Consider the following 20,588-nt stretch of genomic DNA (forward strand, 5'->3'; position numbering starts at 1 on the left):
GTTGAACGGTGAGCACCGTGAGCGAAGAGAAGCTTCGCGACTTCCTCAAGCGCGTGACGACGGACCTGCACCGCACGCGCCAGCGTCTGCAGAAGATCGAGGAGCGGGACCAGGAGCCCATCGCGATCGTCGGCATGAGCTGCCGCTACGCCGGGGGTGTGCGCACCCCCGAGGACATGTGGCGGCTCGTGGTCGAGGGGCGGGACGCGGTCGGTCCGCTGCCCGGCGACCGGGCCTGGGACGTCGAGGCGATGTACGACCCCGACCCGGACGCCCAGGGCAAGAGCTACGTGGAGGAGGGGGCCTTCCTCGACGACGCGTACGACTTCGACCCCGCCTTCTTCGGCATCTCCCCGCGCGAGGCGCTGGCCATGGACCCCCAGCAGCGGCTGCTGCTGGAGACCGCGTGGGAGACCTTCGAGCGGGCCGGCATCGACCCGACCACGCTCAAGGGCAGCCGGACCGGTGTGTACGCGGGTGTGATGTACCAGGACTACGGCTCCCGGCTGACCACGGTGCCCGAGGACGTCGAGGGCTACCTCGGCGCCGGCGGTTCCGGCAGCGTCGCCTCGGGCCGCATCTCCTACACCTTCGGTCTGGAGGGGCCCGCCGTCTCCGTGGACACGGCCTGCTCGTCCTCGCTGGTGGCGCTGCACCTGGCCGCCCAGGCGCTGCGCCGCGGCGACTGCTCGTTGGCGCTGGTCGGCGGCTCGATGGTGATGTCCACCCCGGTCGCGTTCATCGAGTACGCCCGGCAGCGGGCGCTGTCCTCCGACGGCCGCTGCAAGGCGTTCGCCGCGCAGGCGGACGGCACCGGCTGGGGCGAGGGCGTCGGCGTGCTCCTCGTCGAGCGGCTGTCCGACGCCCGGCGCAACGGGCACCCGGTGCTCGCCGTGGTCCGCGGCTCGGCCGTCAACCAGGACGGCGCCAGCAGCGGGCTGACGGCGCCGAACGGGCCCGCGCAGCAGCGGGTGATCCGCGCCGCGCTGGCCGACGCCCGGCTGTCCTCCGCCGAGGTCGACGCGGTGGAGGCGCACGGCACCGGCACCAGGCTCGGCGACCCGATCGAGGCCGGCGCGCTGCTGGCCACGTACGGCACGGAACGCCCCGAGGGCCGGCCGCTGTGGCTGGGCTCGCTGAAGTCCAACATCGCGCACACCCAGGCCGCGGCCGGGGTCGGCGGCGTCATCAAGATGGTGCTGGCGCTCCAGCACGGGATCCTGCCGAAGACCCTGCACGCCGAGGACCGCAGCCCCATGGTCGACTGGGAGTCCGGCGGCGTCGAGCTGCTGACGGAGTCCCGGGAGTGGCCGCGGACCGGTGCCCCGCGCCGGGCCGCCGTGTCGGGGTTCGGCTTCAGCGGCACCAACGCCCACGTGATCCTGGAGCAGGCTCCCGAGCCGGAGGCCGACGACGACAGCGCCGCCGGCCCGGCCCCGGACGCGGCCCCCTCGGTGCTGCCCTTCCTGGTCTCCGGCAGGACGGCGGAGGCGCTGCGCGCCCAGGCCGGGCGGCTGCTCGACCACGTGACCGCCCGCCCCGACCTGGCCGCCGCCGACCTGGGGTACTCGCTGGCCCTGGAGCGCGCCTCCCTCGAACACCGCGCCGCGATCGTCGCGCCGGACCGGGACGGGCTGCTGGGCGCGCTGCGGGCCCTCGCCGCCGGCGAACCGGCGGCCCGGCTCGTCCAGGGCCTGGCGGAGGGCCGCCGCAAGACGGTGTTCGTCTTCCCGGGCCAGGGTTCGCAGTGGGCCGGCATGGCCCGGCCGCTGCTGGCCTCCTCGCCGGTCTTCGCCGAGCAGGTGCGTGCCTGTGACGAGGCGTTGGCCCCGTACCTGGACTGGTCCGTGGTCGACGTCCTCGGCGGCGCCGCGGGTGCGCCGCCGGCCGACCGCACCGACGTCGTCCAGCCGGTGCTGTTCTCGGTGATGGTCGCGCTGGCCGCGCTGTGGCGCTCGCACGGGGTCGAGCCCGCCGCGGTCGTCGGCCACTCCCAGGGCGAGGTGGCCGCCGCGTACGTGGCGGGCGCCCTGTCGCTGGACGACGCCGCCCGGGTGGTGGCGCAGCGCAGCAAGGCAGCGCTGGAGATCGAGGGCAAGGGCGGCATGCTCTCGGTGCTGGCCTCCGCCGAGCGGATCGCACCCCGGCTGGAGGGCCTGACCGACCGGCTGTCCCTCGCGGCGCACAACAGCGCGGCCTCCGTGGCGGTCGCCGGCGATCCCGACGCCCTCGACGAGCTGCTGGCCCGGCTCACCGCGGACGGCATCAAGGCCCGCCGGGTCCCCGGGCTGATGGTGGCCAGCCACTCGCCGCAGGTGGAGGCGGTGCGCGAGCGGCTGCTCGCCGATCTGGCGCCGGTCGAGCCGCGCGCCGCGCGGATCCCGTTCTACTCCACGGTGACCGGCGCCGTGCAGGACGGCGGCGGGCTCGACGCCGACTACTGGTACCGGAACATGCGCCGGCCGGTCGAGTTCGAGCGGGCGGTGCGCGCGCTGCTCGCCGACGGCCACACCGCGTTCATCGAGGCGAGCCCCCACCCCGTCCTCGCGATGGCGATGCAGGAGACCTTCGAGGACGCCGCCGCGGGCGCCGTCGCCGTGGGCACGCTGCGGCGTGAGGAGGGCGGCTACGACCGCTTCCTCGGCTCGCTCGGCGAACTGCACGTCGCCGGCGGTTCGGTGGACTGGGCGACGGTCTTCGCCGGCACCGGGGCGCGCGGCGTCCAGCTGCCCACCTACGCGTTCCAGCGGCAGCGCTACTGGCTGGAGTCCCCGGTGGCCGCCGGGGACGTGGCGTCGGCCGGACTCGGCGCCGCCGACCACCCGCTGCTCGGTGCCGCCGTGCACCTGGCGGACTCCGACCGGCTGCTGCTGACCGGCCGGCTCTCCCTGGAGACCTCCCCCTGGCTCGCCGACCACGCCCTCACCGGCAGCGTCCTGCTGCCCGGCACGGCGTTCCTGGAGCTCGCGGTGCAGGCCGCCGACCGGATCGGCTGCGCGCAGGTCGAGGAGCTGACGCTCCAGGCGCCGCTCCTGCTGCCCGCGAGCGGCGGCGTGGCGGTGCAGGTCACCGTCAGCGAGCCGGACTCCACCGGACGCCGGACGGTGGGCGTCTACTCCCGCGCGGAGCACGCGGCCGAGGACGCCTGGGTCGCCCACGCCTCCGGCACGGTCGTCCCCGCCGGCGCGGCGGCCTCCTTCGACCTCGCCGCGTGGCCGCCCGCCGGCGCCGAGCCGGTGGCCGTCCAGGACCTCTACGAGCGGTACGCCGAGAACGGCTTCGGCTACGGGCCCGCCTTCCGCGGCCTGCGCGCGGCCTGGCGGCTCGGTGACGACGTCTTCGCCGAGGTGCGGCTGCCGGAGGACCACCAGGAGGGCGCCCGCGCCTTCGGGCTCCACCCCGCGCTGCTCGACGCGGCGCTGCACGGCATCGCGCTCGGCCCGCTGTTCGCGGCCGAGGAGGCCGGAAGCGGCAACGGGCGACTGCCGTTCTCGTGGACGGGCGTCACCCTGCACGCCTCCGGCGCCGGCGAGGTGCGGGTGCGGCTGTCCCCGACGGGCCCCGAGGCGGTCGCCCTCCAGGTCGCCGACACCGCCGGCCGGCCGGTCGCGTCCGTCGACGCGCTGCTGCTGCGCGAGATCCGCCCCGAGCAGCTCTCCGGCGCCGGGGCCGCACTCACCGACGCCCTGTTCCGGGTCGACTGGACACCGCTGACGCTCGCCGATCCCGGGCCCGCCGCCCCCTGGGGCGTGTGGGGCGCCGACCGGCTGGGGCTCGGCGCCCTGCCGGGACTGGCCCCGCTGGACCCGGCCTCCCCGGACTCGGCCTCCCCGGGCCCGGCCGACGGCCCGGTGCCGGAGGTCGTCCTCGTCCCGTGCGCCCCCGAACCGGACACCGCCGCGGACGGTGCCGGGGCGGCCCGGGCCGCCGCCGAACGGGCGCTGGACCTGGTGCAGACCTGGCTGCGCGACGAACGCCTCGCGGACTCCCGGCTGGTGTTCGTCACCCGCGGCGCCGCCGCCCTGCCGGGCGAGGACGTCACCGACCCGGCGCACGCCACGCTGTGGGGCCTGGTGCGCTCCGCCCAGAGCGAGAACCCCGGCCGCTTCGTCCTGGTCGACCTCGACGGACACCAGGACTCCGTGCGGGCCCTGCGCGCCGCCCTGGCCACCGGCGAGCCCCAACTCGCCGTCCGCGAGGGCGTCGTCCGGGCGGCCAGGCTGGCCCGGGTCGCCGTCCCCGCGGCCGACGGATCCACCCTCGACTGGGACCGCGACGGCACCGTGCTGATCAGCGGCACGGGCACCCTCGGCGGACTGCTGGCCCGCCACCTGGTCACCCGGCACGGCGTCCGCCATCTGCTGCTGACCAGCCGCCGCGGGCCCGACGCCGCGGGCGCGGCGGAGCTGCGGTCCGAACTGGCCGCCGCCGGCGCCTCGGTGACGATGGCCGCCTGCGACGCCGCCGACCGCGACGCCCTGGCCGCGCTGCTGGCCGGCATCGACCCGGCCCACCCGCTCACCGCGGTCGTGCACACCGCCGGTGTGCTGGACGACGGCGTGGTCGGCGGGCTGACCGCCGACCAGCTGCGACGGGTGCTGCGCCCCAAGGTCGACGCGGCCGTCAACCTGCACGAGCTGACCGCGGGCCTGGACCTGTCCGGCTTCGTGCTCTACTCCTCCGCGGCGGGCGTCCTCGGCGGTCCCGGCCAGGCGAACTACGCCGCGGCCAACGCGTTCCTCGACGCCCTGGCCCTCCGGCGCCGCGCCGCCGGCCTGGCCGGCCAGTCGCTGGCCTGGGGCCTGTGGGCCGACCGCAGCGGCATGACCGGCCACCTCGACGCCGAGGACACCGCGCGCTCCGCCCGCGCGGGCGTGGCCCCGCTCTCCGCCGACCAGGGCATGGCGCTGTTCGACGCCGCCGCGGCCCTGGACGAGCCGCTGCTGGTGCCCATGCTGCTGGACACCGCCGCACTGCGGGCCGCCGCCGCCACCGGCTCCGTCCCAGCCCTGCTCCAGGGCCTGGTCCGGGCCCCGGCCCGCCGCGTGGTGGAGGCCGGGACACCGGCGGACGGCACGGACTCGCTCGCGCAGCGCCTCGCCGGGCAGAGCGAGACCGAGCAGCAGCGCTTCCTGCTGGACCTGGTGCGCTCGCTGGTCGCGGCCGTGCTGGGGCACGCCTCGGCCGACTCGATCACCGCGGACCGGGCCTTCCGGGAGCTCGGCTTCGACTCGCTCACCTCGGTGCAACTGCGCAACCGGCTCAACACGGCCACCGGGCTCCGGTTGCCGACCACGCTGGTCTTCGACTACCCGAACCCCACGGCGCTCGCCGAGTACCTGCGGACCGAGGCGCTGGGCGACCGGCTGCGCACGGCCGCCGCGAGCACCGCCGTCGGGACGACGGCCGGGTCGCCGGTCCGCGACGGTTCCGACGACGCGATCGCCATCGTCGGCATGAGCTGCCGCTTCCCCGGCGGGGTGCGCAGCCCGGAGGACCTGTGGCGGCTGGTGGCCCGGGGCACGGACGCGATGGCCGCGATGCCGGCGGACCGCGGCTGGGACGTCGAGGACCTGTACGACCCGACGGGCACCCTGCCCGGCAAGTCCTACGCGAACGAGGGCGCGTTCCTCTACGACGCCTACGACTTCGACCCCGCCTTCTTCGGCATCTCGCCGCGTGAGGCGCTGGCGATGGACCCGGTGCAGCGGCTGCTGCTGGAGACCTCCTGGGAGGCCTTCGAGCGGGCCGGCATCGCGCCGGCCTCGCTGAAGGGCAGCCGGACCGGCGTGTTCGCGGGCCTGATGTACCAGGACTACAGCCTGCGGCTGCCGCAGGTGCCCGAGGACCTGGAGGCGTACATCGGCAGCGGCAGCTCCGGCAGCGTCGCCTCCGGCCGCATCTCCTACCTCTTCGGTCTGGAGGGCCCGGCGGTGACGGTCGACACGGCCTGCTCGTCGTCACTGGTGGCCCTGCACCTGGCGGCGGAGTCGCTGCGGCGGGGCGAGTGCTCGATGGCGCTGGCCGGCGGTGCCACCGTGATGTCGACGCCCAACCTCTTCATCGACTTCAGCCGCCAGGGCGGCCAGGCCCCCGACGGCCGCTGCAAGGCCTTCTCCGCGGCCGCCGACGGCACGGGCTGGGGCGAGGGCGCCGGCATGCTGCTCCTGGAGCGGCTGTCGGACGCGCGGCGCAACGGCCACCACGTACTGGCGGTCGTCCGGGGCACCGCGATCAACCAGGACGGCGCGAGCAACGGCATGAGTGCGCCGAACGGCCCCGCGCAGCAGCGGGTGATCCGGGCCGCGCTGGCCTCGGCCGGCCTGGGCACGGCGGACGTGGACGCGGTGGAGGCGCACGGTACGGGCACCACGCTGGGCGACCCGATCGAGGCCGGGGCCCTGCTCGCGACCTACGGCCAGGGGCGGCCGACCGACCGGCCGCTGTGGCTGGGGGCGCTGAAGTCCAACATCGGCCACACGCAGGCCGCGTCCGGCGTGGCCGGGGTCATCAAGATGGTGATGGCACTGCGGCACGGTGTGCTGCCCGCGACCCTGCACGTCAACGAGCCGTCGCCGCACGTCGACTGGTCGGCCGGCGCCGTCGAACTGCTGACCCAGACCCGACCCTGGCCGCAGACCGGCGCCCCGCGCCGGGCCGGCGTATCGGCGTTCGGAATCAGCGGCACCAACGCCCACACCATTCTGGAGCAGGCACCGGATTCCGCCGACGAGCCGCCGACGGCCCCGGACACCAGTCCCGTGGTGCCATGGGTGCTGTCCGGCAAGACGGCGGCGGCACTGCGGGCGCAGGCCGAGCAGTTGCGCGAGCACGTCGCCGCCTCACCCGAGCTGTCGCCGGTGGACGTTGGCTACTCACTGGCGACCGGCCGCACCGCCTTCGAGCACCGCGCGGCCGTCGTCGGGCGCAACCGCGAGGAGCTGCTGAGCGCTCTGGAGGAAGCTGCGGGCACGCAGGTGGTCGATGGCCTGACGGCGTTCCTGTTCACCGGCCAGGGCGCCCAACGACTCGGCATGGGCCAGGAGTTGCACACGGCGTTTCCCGTGTTCGCCGCCGCGTTCGACGAGGTCTGCGCCGTGGTCGACGGCCATCTCGACCGTCCGCTGCGCGAGGTGGTCTTCTCCTCAGACGCCGACGCGCTGGAGGGCACCGGATACGCGCAGGTCGCACTGTTCGCGATCGAGGTCGCGCTCTACCGCCTGGTCGAGTCCTGGGGCGTGCGCGCCGACTTCCTCGTCGGCCACTCCGTCGGTGAACTCGCCGCCGCCCATGTCGCGGGCGTGTGGTCACTCGCCGACGCGTGTGCGCTGGTGGCCGCTCGCGGCCGCCTGATGCAGGCCCTGCCCACCGGCGGTGCCATGGTCTCCGTCATCGCCTCCGAGGACGACGTCCTGCCACACCTCGTCGGCGTTGAGGACCGCGTGTCCATCGCCGCCGTCAACGGCCCCGCCTCCACCGTCCTGTCGGGCGACGAGGAAGCGGTCCTGGCCATCGTCGAGGCGGGCGGCTGGAAGTCCACTCGCCTGCGGGTCAGCCACGCCTTCCACTCGCCCCTGATGGAGCCGATGCTGGAGGAGTTCCGGCAGATCGCCCAGGGCCTGGAGTACCACGAACCCACGATCGCGCTGGTCTCCAACGTCACCGGTGACGTGGCCGATCCGGAACTCGTGTGCTCGCCGGAGTACTGGGTGCGCCACGTCCGCGAATCCGTCCGCTTCCACGACGGCATGACGACCCTGAACGCTCGCGGCGTCACCCGGTTCGTCGAGCTCGGCCCGGCCGGCGTGCTCACCGCCATGGGCCAGTCCTGCGTCCAGGACGGCGAGTTCATCCCCCTCCTGCGCAAGGACCGCCCCGAAGAGGAATCCGCCATCACCGCGCTGGGCCGCCTGCACACCACCGGCCTCGCCATCGACTGGAACACCGTCTTCCCCGGCGCCCACCGCGTCGACCTGCCCACCTACGCCTTCCAACGCGACCGCTACTGGCTCGACGCCCCACAACACACCGGAGACGTCACCCAAGCCGGCCTCGACACCACCGGACACCCCCTCCTCGGCGCAGCCCTCCCCCTCGCCGACAGCGACCGCCTCATCCTCACCGGCCGCCTCTCCCTCCGGACCCAACCCTGGCTCGCCGACCACGCCGTCTCCGGCGTGATCCTCCTCCCCGGCACCGCCTTCCTCGAACTCGCCCTCCAAGCCGCCGACCGCGTCGGCTGCGACCAGGTCGACGAACTCACCCTCGAAGCACCACTCATCCTCCCCGAGCGCGGCGCCGTCGTCCTCCAGATCACCACCGAAGCCCCCGACGACAACGGCACCCGCACCATCACCATCCACTCCCGCCCCGAGAACACCCACCCCGACCACCCCTGGACCCGCCACGCCACCGGCGTCCTCGGCCAGGGCACCTTCGACGCGTCCGACGACCTCCAGACCACCTGGCCGCCCGAGGGGGCCACGCCGATCGAGGTCGACGACCTCTACCAACGCTTCGCCGACGGCGGCTTCGCCTACGGCCCCGCCTTCCAAGGCCTCCGCAAAGCCTGGACGACCGACGGCGCCGTCTACGCCGAGGTACGGCTGCCCGACGACCAGCAGACCGCCGCCACCTCCTACGGCCTCCACCCAGCCCTGCTCGACGCCGCGCTGCACAGCATCGCCCTCGGCTCGGTCCTCGACAGCGGCTCCGACAGCGACTCCGACAGCGGCTCCGACGGCGGCGAGGGGGAAGGCCGTCTGCCGTTCTCCTGGACGGGCGTGTCCCTGCGTGCCTCCGGAGCGTCGGAGCTGCGGGTGCGGATCGGTGCCGCGGGCACCGACGCGGTCTCGGTGGCGGTCGCGGACTCCGCCGGCAGCCCGGTCGCCGTCGTCGACGCCCTGGTGCTGCGCAGGATGTCGGGCGCGCAGCTCGGATCCGCCCGCGCGTCCGGCCACGAGTCGCTGTACCGGGTCGACTGGCCGTCCGTGCCGGCCCCGGCGCGGCAGCCGTCCGGCACCAGGCTGGCCCTGGTCGGATCGGACGACCTCAAGCAGATGGAGGTCCTGGACGAGCTCGGGTTCTTCCTGGAGTCCTACACGGACCTGGACGCCCTCGCCGGTGCCGTCGCCTCGGGCAGTTCGGCCCCCGCGATGGTGCTCGTCTCCTGCCCCTCCGCGCCGGACGGCGCCGAGGCGGTCCGGGCCGCCACCCACCGCGCCCTGGCGCTGGTCCGGTCGTGGCTCGCGGACGAGCGGTTCGGGTCGTCCCGGATGGTGTTCGTCACCCGGCGGGCCGTCGGCACCGCGCCCGGTGAGGGCGTCGCCGACCTGGCCGGCGCCGCGGTGTGGGGACTGGTCCGCGCGGCGCAGTCGGAGCATCCCGACCGTTTCGTCCTGGTCGACGTCGACGAGGACGCGTCCTCCGGCCGGGCCCTGGGCGCGGCGCTGCTGTCCGGTGAGCCGCAGGTGGCGGTGCGCGGCGGCGGGCTCTCGGTGCCGCGCCTGGCCCGGGTGACGTCCGTCCCCCAGGACGCCGCGCCGGAGTGGGACTCCGACGGCACCGTGCTGATCACCGGTACGGGCCTGCTGGGCGGGCTGCTCGCCCGGCACCTCGTCCGCGAGCGGGGCGTCCGCCGGCTGGTGCTGACCAGCCGGCGCGGCCCGGCCGCCGAGGGTGCCGAGGCGCTGCGGGCCGAGCTCGCCGGGCTCGGCGCCAAGGTCACCCTCGCCGCCTGCGACGCCGCCGACCGCGGGGCGCTGGCCGAGGTCCTGGCCGCGATCCCGGCGGAGCACCCGCTGACCGCCGTGGTGCACACGGCGGGGGTCGTCGACGACGGCCTGATCGAGGGGCTCACGCCGGAGCGGCTGGACGCGGTGCTGCGGCCGAAGGTGGACGCCGTGCTGAACCTGCACGAGCTCACGCGTCACCGGGACCTCGCCGCCTTCGTGGTGTACTCCTCGGCGGCCGGGGTGGTGGGCAGTGCGGGCCAGGCCAACTACGCGGCGGCGAACGCCTTCCTGGACGCGTTCGCGCACCGCCGGCGCGGCCAGGGCCTGCCCGCCACCTCGCTCGCCTGGGGTCCCTGGGACGAGCTCAGCACGATGACGGCCACGCTCGACGCCGGTGACCTCGCCCGTGCGGCCCGCGCCGGTGTGGGCGGCTTGTCGTCCGAGGAGGGCCTGCGGCTGTTCGACGCGGCGCTCGCCCTCGGGGAGCCGTTGCTGGTGCCGATCCGGATCGACACCGGTGCCCTGCGGACCGGTGCCGCGGGCGTCGCCCTTCCCGCCGTGCTCCGCGGCCTGGTCCGCGTCCCGGGCCGCCGGGCCGCGGCCGCGGCCGGTACCGCCGCCGGTGACGGCGGCACGGGCGGCCCCACCCTGGCCGGACGGCTGGCGGCGCTGCCGGAGGCCGAACAGCTCGGTGTGCTGGTCGAGCTGGTGCGGGTCCAGGTGGCCGCCGTACTGGGCCACTCGGGGCCGCAGGCGGTGGCCGAGGACCACCAGTTCGTGGACTCCGGCTTCGACTCGCTCACCGCCGTCGAGCTGCGCAACCGGCTGAACGCCGCCACCGGGCTGCGGCTGCCCGCCACCCTCGCCTTCGACCACCGCACCCCGGCCGACCTGGCGGAGCGGCTGCGCCGCGAGCTGGCCGACGCTCCTGCCAGGGCGGACCGCGCGCCGCAGTCCCCGGACTCCGCCGGGGCGGCCCCGGCGGGCGGTTCGGCGACGCTGAGCTCCCTCTACCTGGGGGCCTTCCAGCGCGGCAAGTGGGGCGAGGCGTTCGACCTGCTGCGGGCCGTCGCCGCGCTGCGTCCGCAGTTCGGCTCCGCCGCCGAGCTCGACAGGCCGCCGACGCCGATCAAGCTCGCCCGGGGCGAGGCGCCGACCCAGGTGTTCTGCCTTCCCTCCTGCCTCGCGCTGGCCGGGCTGCACCAGTACGCGCGGTTCGCGTCGTCCTTCCGGGGGCTGCGCGACGTCTCGGCGCTCCCGCTGCCCGGGTTCGTCCGGGACGAGAGCCTCCCGACCACGATGGAGGCCGTCGTCCAGGCCCAGGCGGCCGCCGTCGCCGAGGCCGCGGACGGTGCCCCGTTCGTCCTGCTCGGAACGTCGGCGGGCGGCTGGTTCGCCCAGGCCGCGGCGGGCCGGCTCGAAGAGCTGGGCGTCCGGCCGGCCGGTGTCGTCCTGGTGGACACGTACGTGCCCAGGAGCAACTTCGTCAACCAGTTCGGGCTGGCCCTGATGGACGGCATGACCGAACGCGAGGGCACCTTCGTGGCGATGGACGACGACCGGCTGACGGCGATGGGCTGGTACCTGGACATCTGCAAGGAGTGGGAGCCGCGACCCGTCGAGGCGCCCACCCTGCTCGTCCGGGCCGAGCAGCCGCTGGGCGGCGGCGCCGCGGCGTCCACCGGGGAGTGGCGCTCCTTCTGGGACCTGCCCCATGACGTCGTCGACGTCCGGGGCAACCACTTCAGCGTGATGGAGGACCACGTCGCCTCCACCGCGGCCGCCATCGAGACGTGGATCGCGGCCCTGCCGCGGCGGGACGACGCCGGCTGAGCGCAGCCGCCGCCGCACCGCCGCTCCCCCACCCCGCTCCCCCACCCGGGACACGGTTCGCATTCGACCATTACCGGCACGACCGGTGAGACCGAAAGGGACACCCATCACCATGGCACCGCCGACCAGCGACGACGACAGCCTGTGGCTGCGCCGCTTCCACCCCCAGCCCGAGGCCACGGTGCGGCTGATCTGCTTCCCGCACGCCGGAGGATCCGCGAGCTTCTTCTTCCCGATGTCGGAGGAGATGTCCTCGGGGATCGAGGTGATGGCCGTCCAGTACCCGGGGCGGCAGGACCGCCGCACCGAGCAGCCCGTCGAGAGCGTCCAGGAGCTGGCCCGGGAAATCCACACCGTGCTCACGCGGTGGACGGACCTGCCGATCGCGCTCTTCGGCCACAGCATGGGCGCCAGCGTGGCCTTCGAGGTGGCCCGGCTGCTGGAGCAGGAGTCCGGCATCGTCCCGGCCGCCCTGTTCGCCTCCGGCCGCAACGCGCCCTCGCAGCACCGCAGCAACGAGATCCACCTGCTGGACGACAACGGCATCGTGGCCGAGCTGCAGCTGCTCAGCGGCACCGACTCCCGGGTCCTGGGTGATCTCGAACTGCTGCGCTTCGCCCTGCCCGCGATCCGCGGCGACTACAAGGCGGCGGAGACCTACCGCTATGTTCCCGGGCCCCCGCTGCGGTGTCCCGTCGTGGGGCTCGGCGGTGACAGCGACGTCCGCGTCGACGTCGAGGAGGTGGCGGCGTGGGGCGACCACACCTCCGGCACTTTCGAACTCCAGGTCTTTCCCGGCGGGCACTTCTACCTCAGCGAACAGAAGGCCGCCGTCGTGAACACGGTGTCGGATTTCCTCACCGCCCGGAACCCGATCACGTTGGTGCCTTCGCCGGGCGTCGCCGGCGGCTGAGCGCGCTGGGCCCGGGGGCCGGGAGGCCCTCCGCCGGCTGAATTCCGGATGAACACAAATTCCGGCGCATAAGGGGTGGTAGGGGTTGTCGCCGACCTTCCCGGTCAGCTTTGCTGAATGCGCCTAACGGGACCCTAGGAAAGAGAAACACACATGCGCGTGTTGTTCGCCACCGTCTCCGAGAAATCGCACCTCTACACCATGGTCCCGTTGGCGTGGGCGTTCGCCGCAGCCGGGCACGAGGTCAGGATCGCCAGCAACCCCGTCCTCACCGAGGAGATCAGCCGTACCGGTCTCACCGCCGTGTCCGTCGGCACCGACCACAACATCCACCAGCTGTTCGCCATGCACCACGAGCAGCTGGAGAACGAGATCTCGGACTGGACGCAGCCGTTCGCGGACCAGCAGACCTGGGAGAAGGTGCTCACCAAGTACCGGATGAGCGTCCAGTTCGCCTACCGGATCTACAACGACGGCATGGTCGACGACCTGGTGACGCTCGCCCGGGACTGGCAGCCGGACCTGGTCATCTGGGACCCGCTGACCTACGCGGCGCCGGTGGCGGCCCGCGTCGTCGGCGCCGCCCACGCGCGCATGCTGTGGTGCGTCGACGTCTACTCCACGATGCGCTCGGCCTTCCTGGAGCTGATGGCGCAGCAGCCGGAGGACCAGCGCGAGGACCCGCTGGCCGCCTGGCTGACCGAGCTGCTGACCCGCTACGGCTCCGACTTCGCCGAGGAGGTCACCACCGGCCAGTGGACCATCGACCAGATCCCGGACAGCCTCCAGCTGCCGCTGGACGTCAAGCGCGTCCCGCTGCGCTGGGTGCCGTACAACGGGCCGTCGGTGGAGCCGGCGTGGGTCCGCGAGAAGCCCCTGCGTCCCCGGGTCTGCCTGACCTCCGGCGTCTCCTTCGGGGCGCTGGGCGGTTCCTTCGTTCCGGTCCAGGAGATCCTGGACGCGGTCGCGGACCTCGACATCGAGCTCGTCGCGGCGCTGCCCGCGGAGGTGTCCGCCGGACTGGAGCGGGTGCCGGCCAACACCCGCCTGGTCGACTTCGTGCCGCTGAACACCCTGCTCCCCAGCTGCTCCGCCATTCTCCACCACGGCGGATTCGGTTCCTGGACGACCGCGCTGGTCCACGGTGTTCCGCAGTTCATGGCCCCGATCCGGTTCGCGGACTGGTGGAACAAGGCGGCCGCCCTGGAGGGCGCGGGCGCGGGAATCTACGTGCACGCCGGTAAGCTCACGGCCCAGGGCGTGCGCGAGGGGATAGAGCGGCTGCTCAACGAGCCCTCCTTCCGCGAATCCGCCGCCCGACTGCAGGCGGAGATCAAGTCCACGCCGAGCCCGGCCGACCTCGTGCCGGTGCTCGAGAAGCTGACCACGGAGCACCACTAGTGAAATACCGCGAACTGTCCATCGGCGGGGCTTTCGCCTTCACGCCGACCGTCTTCCCCGACGACCGGGGGACGTTCTGCGCGAACTACACCGCCTCCACCTTCACGGAGGCGATCGGGCACCCGCTGCGGCTGGGGCAGTACCACAACAGCGTGTCCCGGCGCGGCACGCTCCGCGGGGTCCACTTCGCGGACGTGCCGCCCGGGCAGGCCAAGTTCGTCACCTGCACCCGCGGCTCGCTGCTCGACGTGGTGGTGGACCTCCGGGTGGGCTCGCCCACCTTCGGGCAGTGGGACTCCCTGGTGCTGGACGCCGTCGCGTGCCAGGGGATCTACCTCTCCGAGGGGCTCGGGCACGCGTTCATGGCCCTGGAGGACGACACCGTGGCCGCGTACCTCAACTCGACCGAGTACAACCCGGGCGCGGAGCACGAGATCGACCCCTTCGATCCCGACCTCGCCCTGCCCTGGCCCGAGGACATCACGCCCCTGGTGTCGGACCGGGACCGCAACGCGCCCACCCTGCAGCAGGCCCTGCAGGCCGGTGCCCTGCCGGACTACGAGGCCTGCTCGGCACGCTACGCTGCACTTCGCACGAACTGACGTCTCGCGGTACCGGGCACCCCGTGTACTGACGGCACGCTCTGTCGACAGCTCCACCGCCGGTTGTGCCCACAGCCGGCGGTGGAGCCGTGCCGTTCACCGGACGGAAGGCCGCCGATGCCCGCATCGGGGGCCCGAAGCGGATGCGGGTCCACCCGTGTCCGACGGCGCGGAATGCTGGGAATCCCGGTGGAGGAAGAAAGAGAAGGCATGCCGGTGATCGAGGTCCAGAACCTCCGCAAGACCTACGGCGACCACGTCGCCGTGGACGATGTCTCCTTCTCCGTGGAGGAGGGCGAGATATTCGGCGTCCTCGGCCCGAACGGCGCCGGCAAGACGACGATCGTGGAGTGCGTCGAGGGCCTGCGCCGGTACGACGGCGGCACGGTCTCCGTGATGGGGCTCGACCCGCACCGCGACAAGGAGCAGCTGCGCCAGCGCATCGGCATCCAGCTCCAGGAGAGCGAGCTGCCGCCCCGGCTCAAGGTCTGGGAGGCGCTGCAGATGTACAGCACCTTCTACAGCGACCCGGCCGACTGGCGGAGCCTGATCACCGACTGGGGCCTGGAGAAGAAGCGCGACAGCCGCTTCGGGCAGCTGTCCGGAGGCCAGAAGCAGCGGCTGTCCATCGCCCTCGCGCTGGTCGGCAACCCCCGGATCGCGGTGTTCGACGAGCTGACGACCGCGCTCGACCCCCGGGCCCGCCGGGAGACCTGGGAGCTGATCGAGAAGGTCCGCGCCCAGGGCGTCACCGTCCTGCTGGTGACCCACTTCATGGAGGAGGCCGAGCGGCTCTGCGACCGCATCGCGGTGATCAAGGAAGGGCGGCTGGCGGCCCTCGACACCCCGGCCGGCCTGATCTCCGCCGCCGACGCCGAGCAGCGCCTGCGCTTCGTGCCCTCCGCCCCGCTGGACGACTCCCTGCTGACCGCGCTGCCCGAGGTCACGTCGGTGACCCGGGCCGGTTCCCGGGTGACGGTGACCGGCACGAACAACCTGGTGTACGCGGTGGTCGCGGTCCTCGCCCGGCACGCGATCGTCCCCGACGAGCTGCGCCTGGAGCAGCCGACGCTCGAGGACGCCTTCGTGAAGCTCACCGGTACCGCCCCGGTCGGAAACTGACCCGTGTCCCGACCGACCGACTCCGGGCCGCACCGGCCCCAGGACTCCCTGCCGCCGGCCCGTCCGGCGACCACCCCGACCGAAGGCGGCCCCCGTCCGCCAGGAGGACACCCATGACCGGGCGCTCCCAGCTCACCCTCGTCGAGACGAAGCTCTTCCTCCGTGACCCGACCGCGGTGTTCTTCGTGATCGCGCTGCCGGTCATGCTGTTGGGGATCTTCCACATCATCACCACCAACTCGGACGACACCCCCGACCGGAAGCTCGCGATGGCGGCGTTCGTCCCGGCCATGGCGATGTCCATGTGCCTCACCATGCTGTCGCTGAACCTGCTGCCCACCACCCTGGCGACCTACCGGGAGAAGGGGATACTGCGCCGCATGGCGGCCAGCCCCGTCCACCCCGTCAACCTGCTGCTCGCCCAGCTCGTGATCAACCTGGCGACCGCCGTCGTCGCGGCGGTGCTGGTCCTGGGCGTCGGCCGGTTCGCGTTCGACACGGCGCTGCCGGAGCAGGTGCCCGCCTTCCTGCTGACCTTCGCGCTCGGCGCCTGGGCGCTGTTCTCGGTCGGCCTGGTCGTCGCCGCGATGGCGCCGGGAAGCCGCGCGGCGACCTCGATCGGCCTGTCGCTGCTGTTCCCCAGCCTGTTCTTCGGAGGGGTGTTCCTCCCCAAGGAGCAACTGCCCGACACGGTGGCCACCATCGGGGACTACACGCCCCTGGGCGCCACCCTCCAGGCCCTGCGGGACTCCTGGGAAGGACACTGGCCGCAGACCCTGCACCTGGTCGTCCTCGCGACCGTCGGCGTGCTGTGCAGCGTGCTGGCGTCCAGGTTGTTCCGCTGGCAGTGAGACCCTGGCCCGACATCCGCCCACGCGAGCCCCGGGGTGGCCACCCCGGGTCTCCCTGACGCGGTCGACCGTCGGCCGATGGCCGGCGGCAGCCGCAGAGTACAAGTACCGGAAAAGGAATCTGTAGATGGAGTACACCTACCTCGGCCGCACTGCCCTCCAGGTGAGCCGGCTCTGCCTCGGCACGCTGAACCTGGGGGTCCGGGCGACCAAGGAAGAGAGTTTCGAGATCTTGGACCGCGGTCTGGACCGCGGGATCAACTTCCTCGACACCGCCAACCAGTACGGCTGGCAGGTCCACAAGGGCTTCACCGAGGAACTGCTCGGCGAGTACTTCGCCCAGGGCGGCGGACGCCGCGAGCAGGTCGTGCTCGGCACCAAGGTGTTCACCCCGATGACCGACCGTCCCAACGACGGCGGCCTGTCCGCCCGGCACATCATCGCCTCGTGCGAGGACTCGCTGCGCCGGATGCAGACCGACTGGATCGACATCTTCCAGATGCACCACATCGACCGCCACGCCCCCTGGGACGAGGTCTGGCAGGCGATGGAGATGCTGACCCAGCAGGGCAAGGTCCGGTACGTGGGCTCGTCCAACTTCGCCGGCTGGCACATCGCCGAGGCGCAGGAGGCCGCGAAGCGCCGCAACTTCCTCGGCATCGTGTCCGAGCAGTCCGTCTACAACCTGGTCACCCGGTACATCGAGATGGAGCTCATCCCGGCCGCCCAGAAGTACGGGGTGGCCGTCCTCGCCTGGTCGCCGCTGCACGGCGGGCTGCTGAGCGGCGCGCTGCGCAAGCTGCAGGAGGGCACCGCCGTCAAGACCGCGCAGGGCCGCGCGGTGGAGGCGATGGAGAAGCACCGCGACGCCATCGCCGCGTACGAGAAGCTCTGCGACGACATCGGCGCCGACCCGGCCGAGGTGGGCCTGGCCTGGGTCATGTCCCGGCCCGGGATCACCGCGCCGGTCATCGGCCCGCGCAGCATCGCCCAGCTCGAGAGCGGTCTGAACGCCCTGGAGCTGAAGCTGTCGGACGAGGTGCTGGCCGAGCTCGACCGGCTGTTCCCGCCGATCGGCAACGGCGGCCCCGGCCCGGAAGCGTGGGCCTGGTGAACACTCTCACGACCCGCGTCGCGCGCTCCGCGCACGCGCTGGACACCCCCACCGCCACCCTGGCCGGCTTCCAGGAGTGGCTCGACGCGCGCAGCCGCGCCGACGAGTCGAGGATCGAGCGGATACCCTTCGCGGACATGCGCGGATGGGGCTTCGCGCCCGAGACGGGCAACCTCGTCCACGACAGCGGCCGCTTCTTCAGCGTCGAGGGTCTGGACGTCAGCATGCCGGGCCTCCCGGTCGAGACGTGGACCCAGCCGATCCTGCTCCAGCCGGAGATCGGCATCCTCGGCATCATCGCCAAGGAGTTCGACGGTGTGCTGCACTTCCTGATGCAGGCCAAGATGGAGCCCGGCAACTGCAACGGGCTGCAGCTCTCGCCGACCGTGCAGGCCACCCGCAGCAACTACACCCGGGTCCACAAGGGCGCGGCCGTCGCCTACGTGGAGTACTTCCAGCAGCCCGGGCGGTACCGGACCCTCGCCGATGTGCGCCAGTCCGAGCAGGGCTGCTGGTTCTACGGCAAGCGGAACCGCAACATCATCATCGAGGTGGACGAGGACGTCGAGGTCCTCGACGGGTTCCACTGGCTGACCCTGCGACAGCTGCACGAGCTGCTCGTCGTCGACGACCTGGTCAACATGGACTCGCGCAGCGTCCTCGCCTGCCTGCCCTTCCCGTTCCAGGGCAGCGAGCTGGGCGACGCCGGTTCGGACGCCGTGTCCGTCGGCACGGACCTGCTCAGCTGGATCACCGAGGCGCGCACCCGGTACGAGCCGCGCGCCGAGCTCGTCCCGCTGAACAAGGTCCAGCACTGGAACCGCTCGGCGGACCGCATATCCCACGAGAACGGCACGTTCTTCAGCGTCATCGCGGTGGACGTCCAGGCCGGCGGCCGTGAGGTCCGCAGCTGGACCCAGCCCATGATCGAGCCGCACGGCATCGGGCTGTCGGCGTTCCTGACCCGGCGCGTCGACGGCGTCCTCCAGGCGCTGGTGCACGCACGCGTGGAACCGGGGTTCACGGACGTCCTGGAGCTCGCGCCCACCGTCCAGTGCACGCCCGAGAACTACGCCCTGCTGCCGGCCGCCGCCCGGCCGGCGCTGCTCGACGACGTGCTCGAGGCGCCGCGCGAGCGGGTGCTGTTCGACTCGGTGCTCTCGGAGGAGGGCGGGCGCTTCTACCACGCCCGCAACCGCTACGTCGTCATCGACGCCGGCCCCGGCCTGCGCGACGAGGTGCCCGGGCCCGACTACCGGTGGATACCGGTCGTGGAGCTGCTCGGGCTGATACGGCACAGCCACTACCTCAACATCGAGGCCCGCACGCTGCTCGCCTGCCTGCAGAGTGTGGACGCCCCGGCGCTGGCGCAGTAGCGACCGATCCGGGCCCGCGCGCCGCACCGACCGCCACCCGGCGGCGGCGCGGCGCGCGGGCCCGGCCGCGTGCGGGGGCCCGGGGCGGACGGGCGCACGCGGTGCGCGCCGACCTCGGAGCGACGGGCGGCCTGCGCCGACGGCGGGCGATACGGGCAGGGTCACGCACTGCCACCCGATCCGTACCATTTCGATACCGAAGCCTGGATGAGCTGGGAAGATGCTCGCCGGGCGGGGCGGGCCCCGGTAGCATCCGGCTCAGGCCACCCCGGACCGGCGCAGGCGGCGCAGCACCGCCGTGCCGTTCCGCCGGGCGGCAGACTCCCGCGGGTCCGCCCGGGGGCGGCCTCCGGCACGACCGGCCGGTGGCGTCGCCCGACGGTGCCCGTGTACACGGCACGCGCGAAAGGGCAGTCGCGCGGAACGGCGAAGGGCAGCGTCTTGGCGGACAGACTCACCGGTGGCGACTCCTCACTCCTGCGGCGGATCAACGCGGCGGTGACCCTCCGGGCGCTGCGCGAGGGCCATGCGGTGACCCTGACCCAACTGGTCGGCGACACCGGGCTCTCCCGGCCGACGGTCGAGGGCGTCATCGAGGGGCTGGTGGAGACCGGCCTGGTCGCCGAGGTCGAACAGCCGCAGACGGGTGGTCAGCCCGGCACCGGGCGGCGCGGGCGGCCGGCCCGGTGGTTCCGGTTCCGGGCCGAGGCGGGGCACATCCTCGGCATCGAGATCGGCGTGCACGACATCCGGATCATCCTCGCCGACCTCGCCGGCGAGGTGGTCGGCAGTCACTTCCGGCCGGTCGAGGAGACCCTGGACGCGGAGGAGCGGCTCACCGCGGTGCGGTCGGTGGTCGCGGAGGTGCTGCGCAAGGCGGGCGTGTCCCGGGACAACCTGTGGGCGGTGGGCGTCGGCACGCCGGGCATCGTCGACCGGGACGGCACCGTGCAGTTGGGCACCGCGATGCCCGGGTGGACCGGGCTGGACCTCGGGGCACGGCTGCGGCGCTCGTTCCGCTGCCAGGTGATGATCGAGAACGACGCCAACCTGGCCGCGATCGCCGAGCACTGGCAGGGCGCGGCGGTCGGCGCCGACGACGTCGTGTTCGTCATGGCGGGCCTGAGCCCGGGCGCCGGCTCGCTCATCAACGGCCGCCTGCACCGGGGCTTCGGCGGCGCGGCCGGCGAGATCGGCACGCTGCACCTGCTGGGGCAGGAGGTGACGCCGGAACGGCTGCTCTCCACCACCGGCAAGCCGCTCAACCCGCTGGACGAGGCGGCGGTGGCGCGGGTGCTGAAGCTGGCGCGCGAGGGCGACGAGGTGGCGCAGGTCGCGACGGACCGCTTCCTGACCCGCCTGGTGCAGAGCGTCGCCGCCCTCGTGCTGGCCATCGACCCGCAGCTCGTCGTCATCGGCGGCTGGGCCGCCGGCCTCGACGGCGTCCTCGACCCCCTGCGCGAACGCCTCGCCCAGTTCACCCTCCGCGCCCCCGAGGTGGCCCTGGCCGCCCTCGGCTCGGAGGTCGTCGCGATGGGCGCCCTCCGGGTGGCCCTCGAACAGGTCGAGGAGCAGCTCTTCGCCGTCAACCCCCCGACGGCCGAACCGGGTTCGCCCCGGTCCTGACCACGGCCCGGCCCCG

9 protein-coding genes are annotated in these 20,588 nt (G+C 73.6%); all 9 read left to right on the forward strand.

Annotation, left to right across the window (positions count from 1 at the left end):
- Nucleotides 1-17: 17 nt before the first annotated feature.
- The 9 genes from ACFCLZ_RS04870 (at nucleotide 18) to ACFCLZ_RS04910 (ending at nucleotide 20,572) form a co-directional block, all read left to right on the forward strand.
- Entirely contained in the window at nucleotides 18-11,567 is an 11,550-nt protein-coding gene (locus ACFCLZ_RS04870; RefSeq protein WP_380283417.1) for a type I polyketide synthase, read from the forward strand.
- Nucleotides 11,568-11,679: 112 nt separating this feature from the next.
- A complete protein-coding gene (locus ACFCLZ_RS04875) occupies nucleotides 11,680-12,480 on the forward strand; it encodes a thioesterase II family protein (protein WP_380283418.1) in 801 nt (266 codons plus the stop codon).
- 153 nt (nucleotides 12,481-12,633) lie between these two features.
- Nucleotides 12,634-13,881 carry an activator-dependent family glycosyltransferase gene (locus ACFCLZ_RS04880; RefSeq protein WP_380283419.1) on the forward strand — a complete coding sequence of 416 codons (1,248 nt, stop codon included), beginning with the start codon at nucleotides 12,634-12,636 and terminating at the stop codon, nucleotides 13,879-13,881.
- On the forward strand, nucleotides 13,881-14,483 hold the full coding sequence (locus tag ACFCLZ_RS04885) for a dTDP-4-dehydrorhamnose 3,5-epimerase family protein (protein ID WP_380283420.1): 603 nt from the start codon (nucleotides 13,881-13,883) through the stop codon (nucleotides 14,481-14,483). The genes ACFCLZ_RS04880 and ACFCLZ_RS04885 overlap by 1 nt, the downstream gene beginning before the upstream one ends.
- Before the next feature lie 210 nt (nucleotides 14,484-14,693).
- A complete protein-coding gene (locus tag ACFCLZ_RS04890) occupies nucleotides 14,694-15,605 on the forward strand; it encodes an ABC transporter ATP-binding protein (protein WP_380283421.1) in 912 nt (303 codons plus the stop codon).
- A 113-nt stretch (nucleotides 15,606-15,718) separates the two neighbouring features.
- A complete protein-coding gene (locus ACFCLZ_RS04895; RefSeq protein WP_380283422.1) occupies nucleotides 15,719-16,456 on the forward strand; it encodes an ABC transporter permease in 738 nt (245 codons plus the stop codon).
- Nucleotides 16,457-16,583: 127 nt separating this feature from the next.
- Complete coding sequence (locus tag ACFCLZ_RS04900; protein WP_380283423.1) at nucleotides 16,584-17,570, forward strand: aldo/keto reductase; 987 nt, start codon at nucleotides 16,584-16,586, stop codon at nucleotides 17,568-17,570.
- Nucleotides 17,564-18,946 (forward strand): NDP-hexose 2,3-dehydratase family protein, encoded by a 1,383-nt coding sequence (locus ACFCLZ_RS04905; RefSeq protein WP_380286079.1) that lies wholly within the window; start codon nucleotides 17,564-17,566, stop codon nucleotides 18,944-18,946. The genes ACFCLZ_RS04900 and ACFCLZ_RS04905 overlap by 7 nt, the downstream gene beginning before the upstream one ends.
- A gap of 441 nt (nucleotides 18,947-19,387) precedes the next feature.
- Nucleotides 19,388-20,572, forward strand: a complete 1,185-nt coding sequence (locus tag ACFCLZ_RS04910; protein ID WP_380283424.1) for an ROK family protein — start codon at nucleotides 19,388-19,390, stop codon at nucleotides 20,570-20,572.
- Nucleotides 20,573-20,588: the final 16 nt, after the last annotated feature.

This window comes from Kitasatospora purpeofusca (genome assembly GCF_042691725.1).
Classification (GTDB): Bacteria; Actinomycetota; Actinomycetes; order Streptomycetales; family Streptomycetaceae; genus Kitasatospora; species Kitasatospora purpeofusca_B.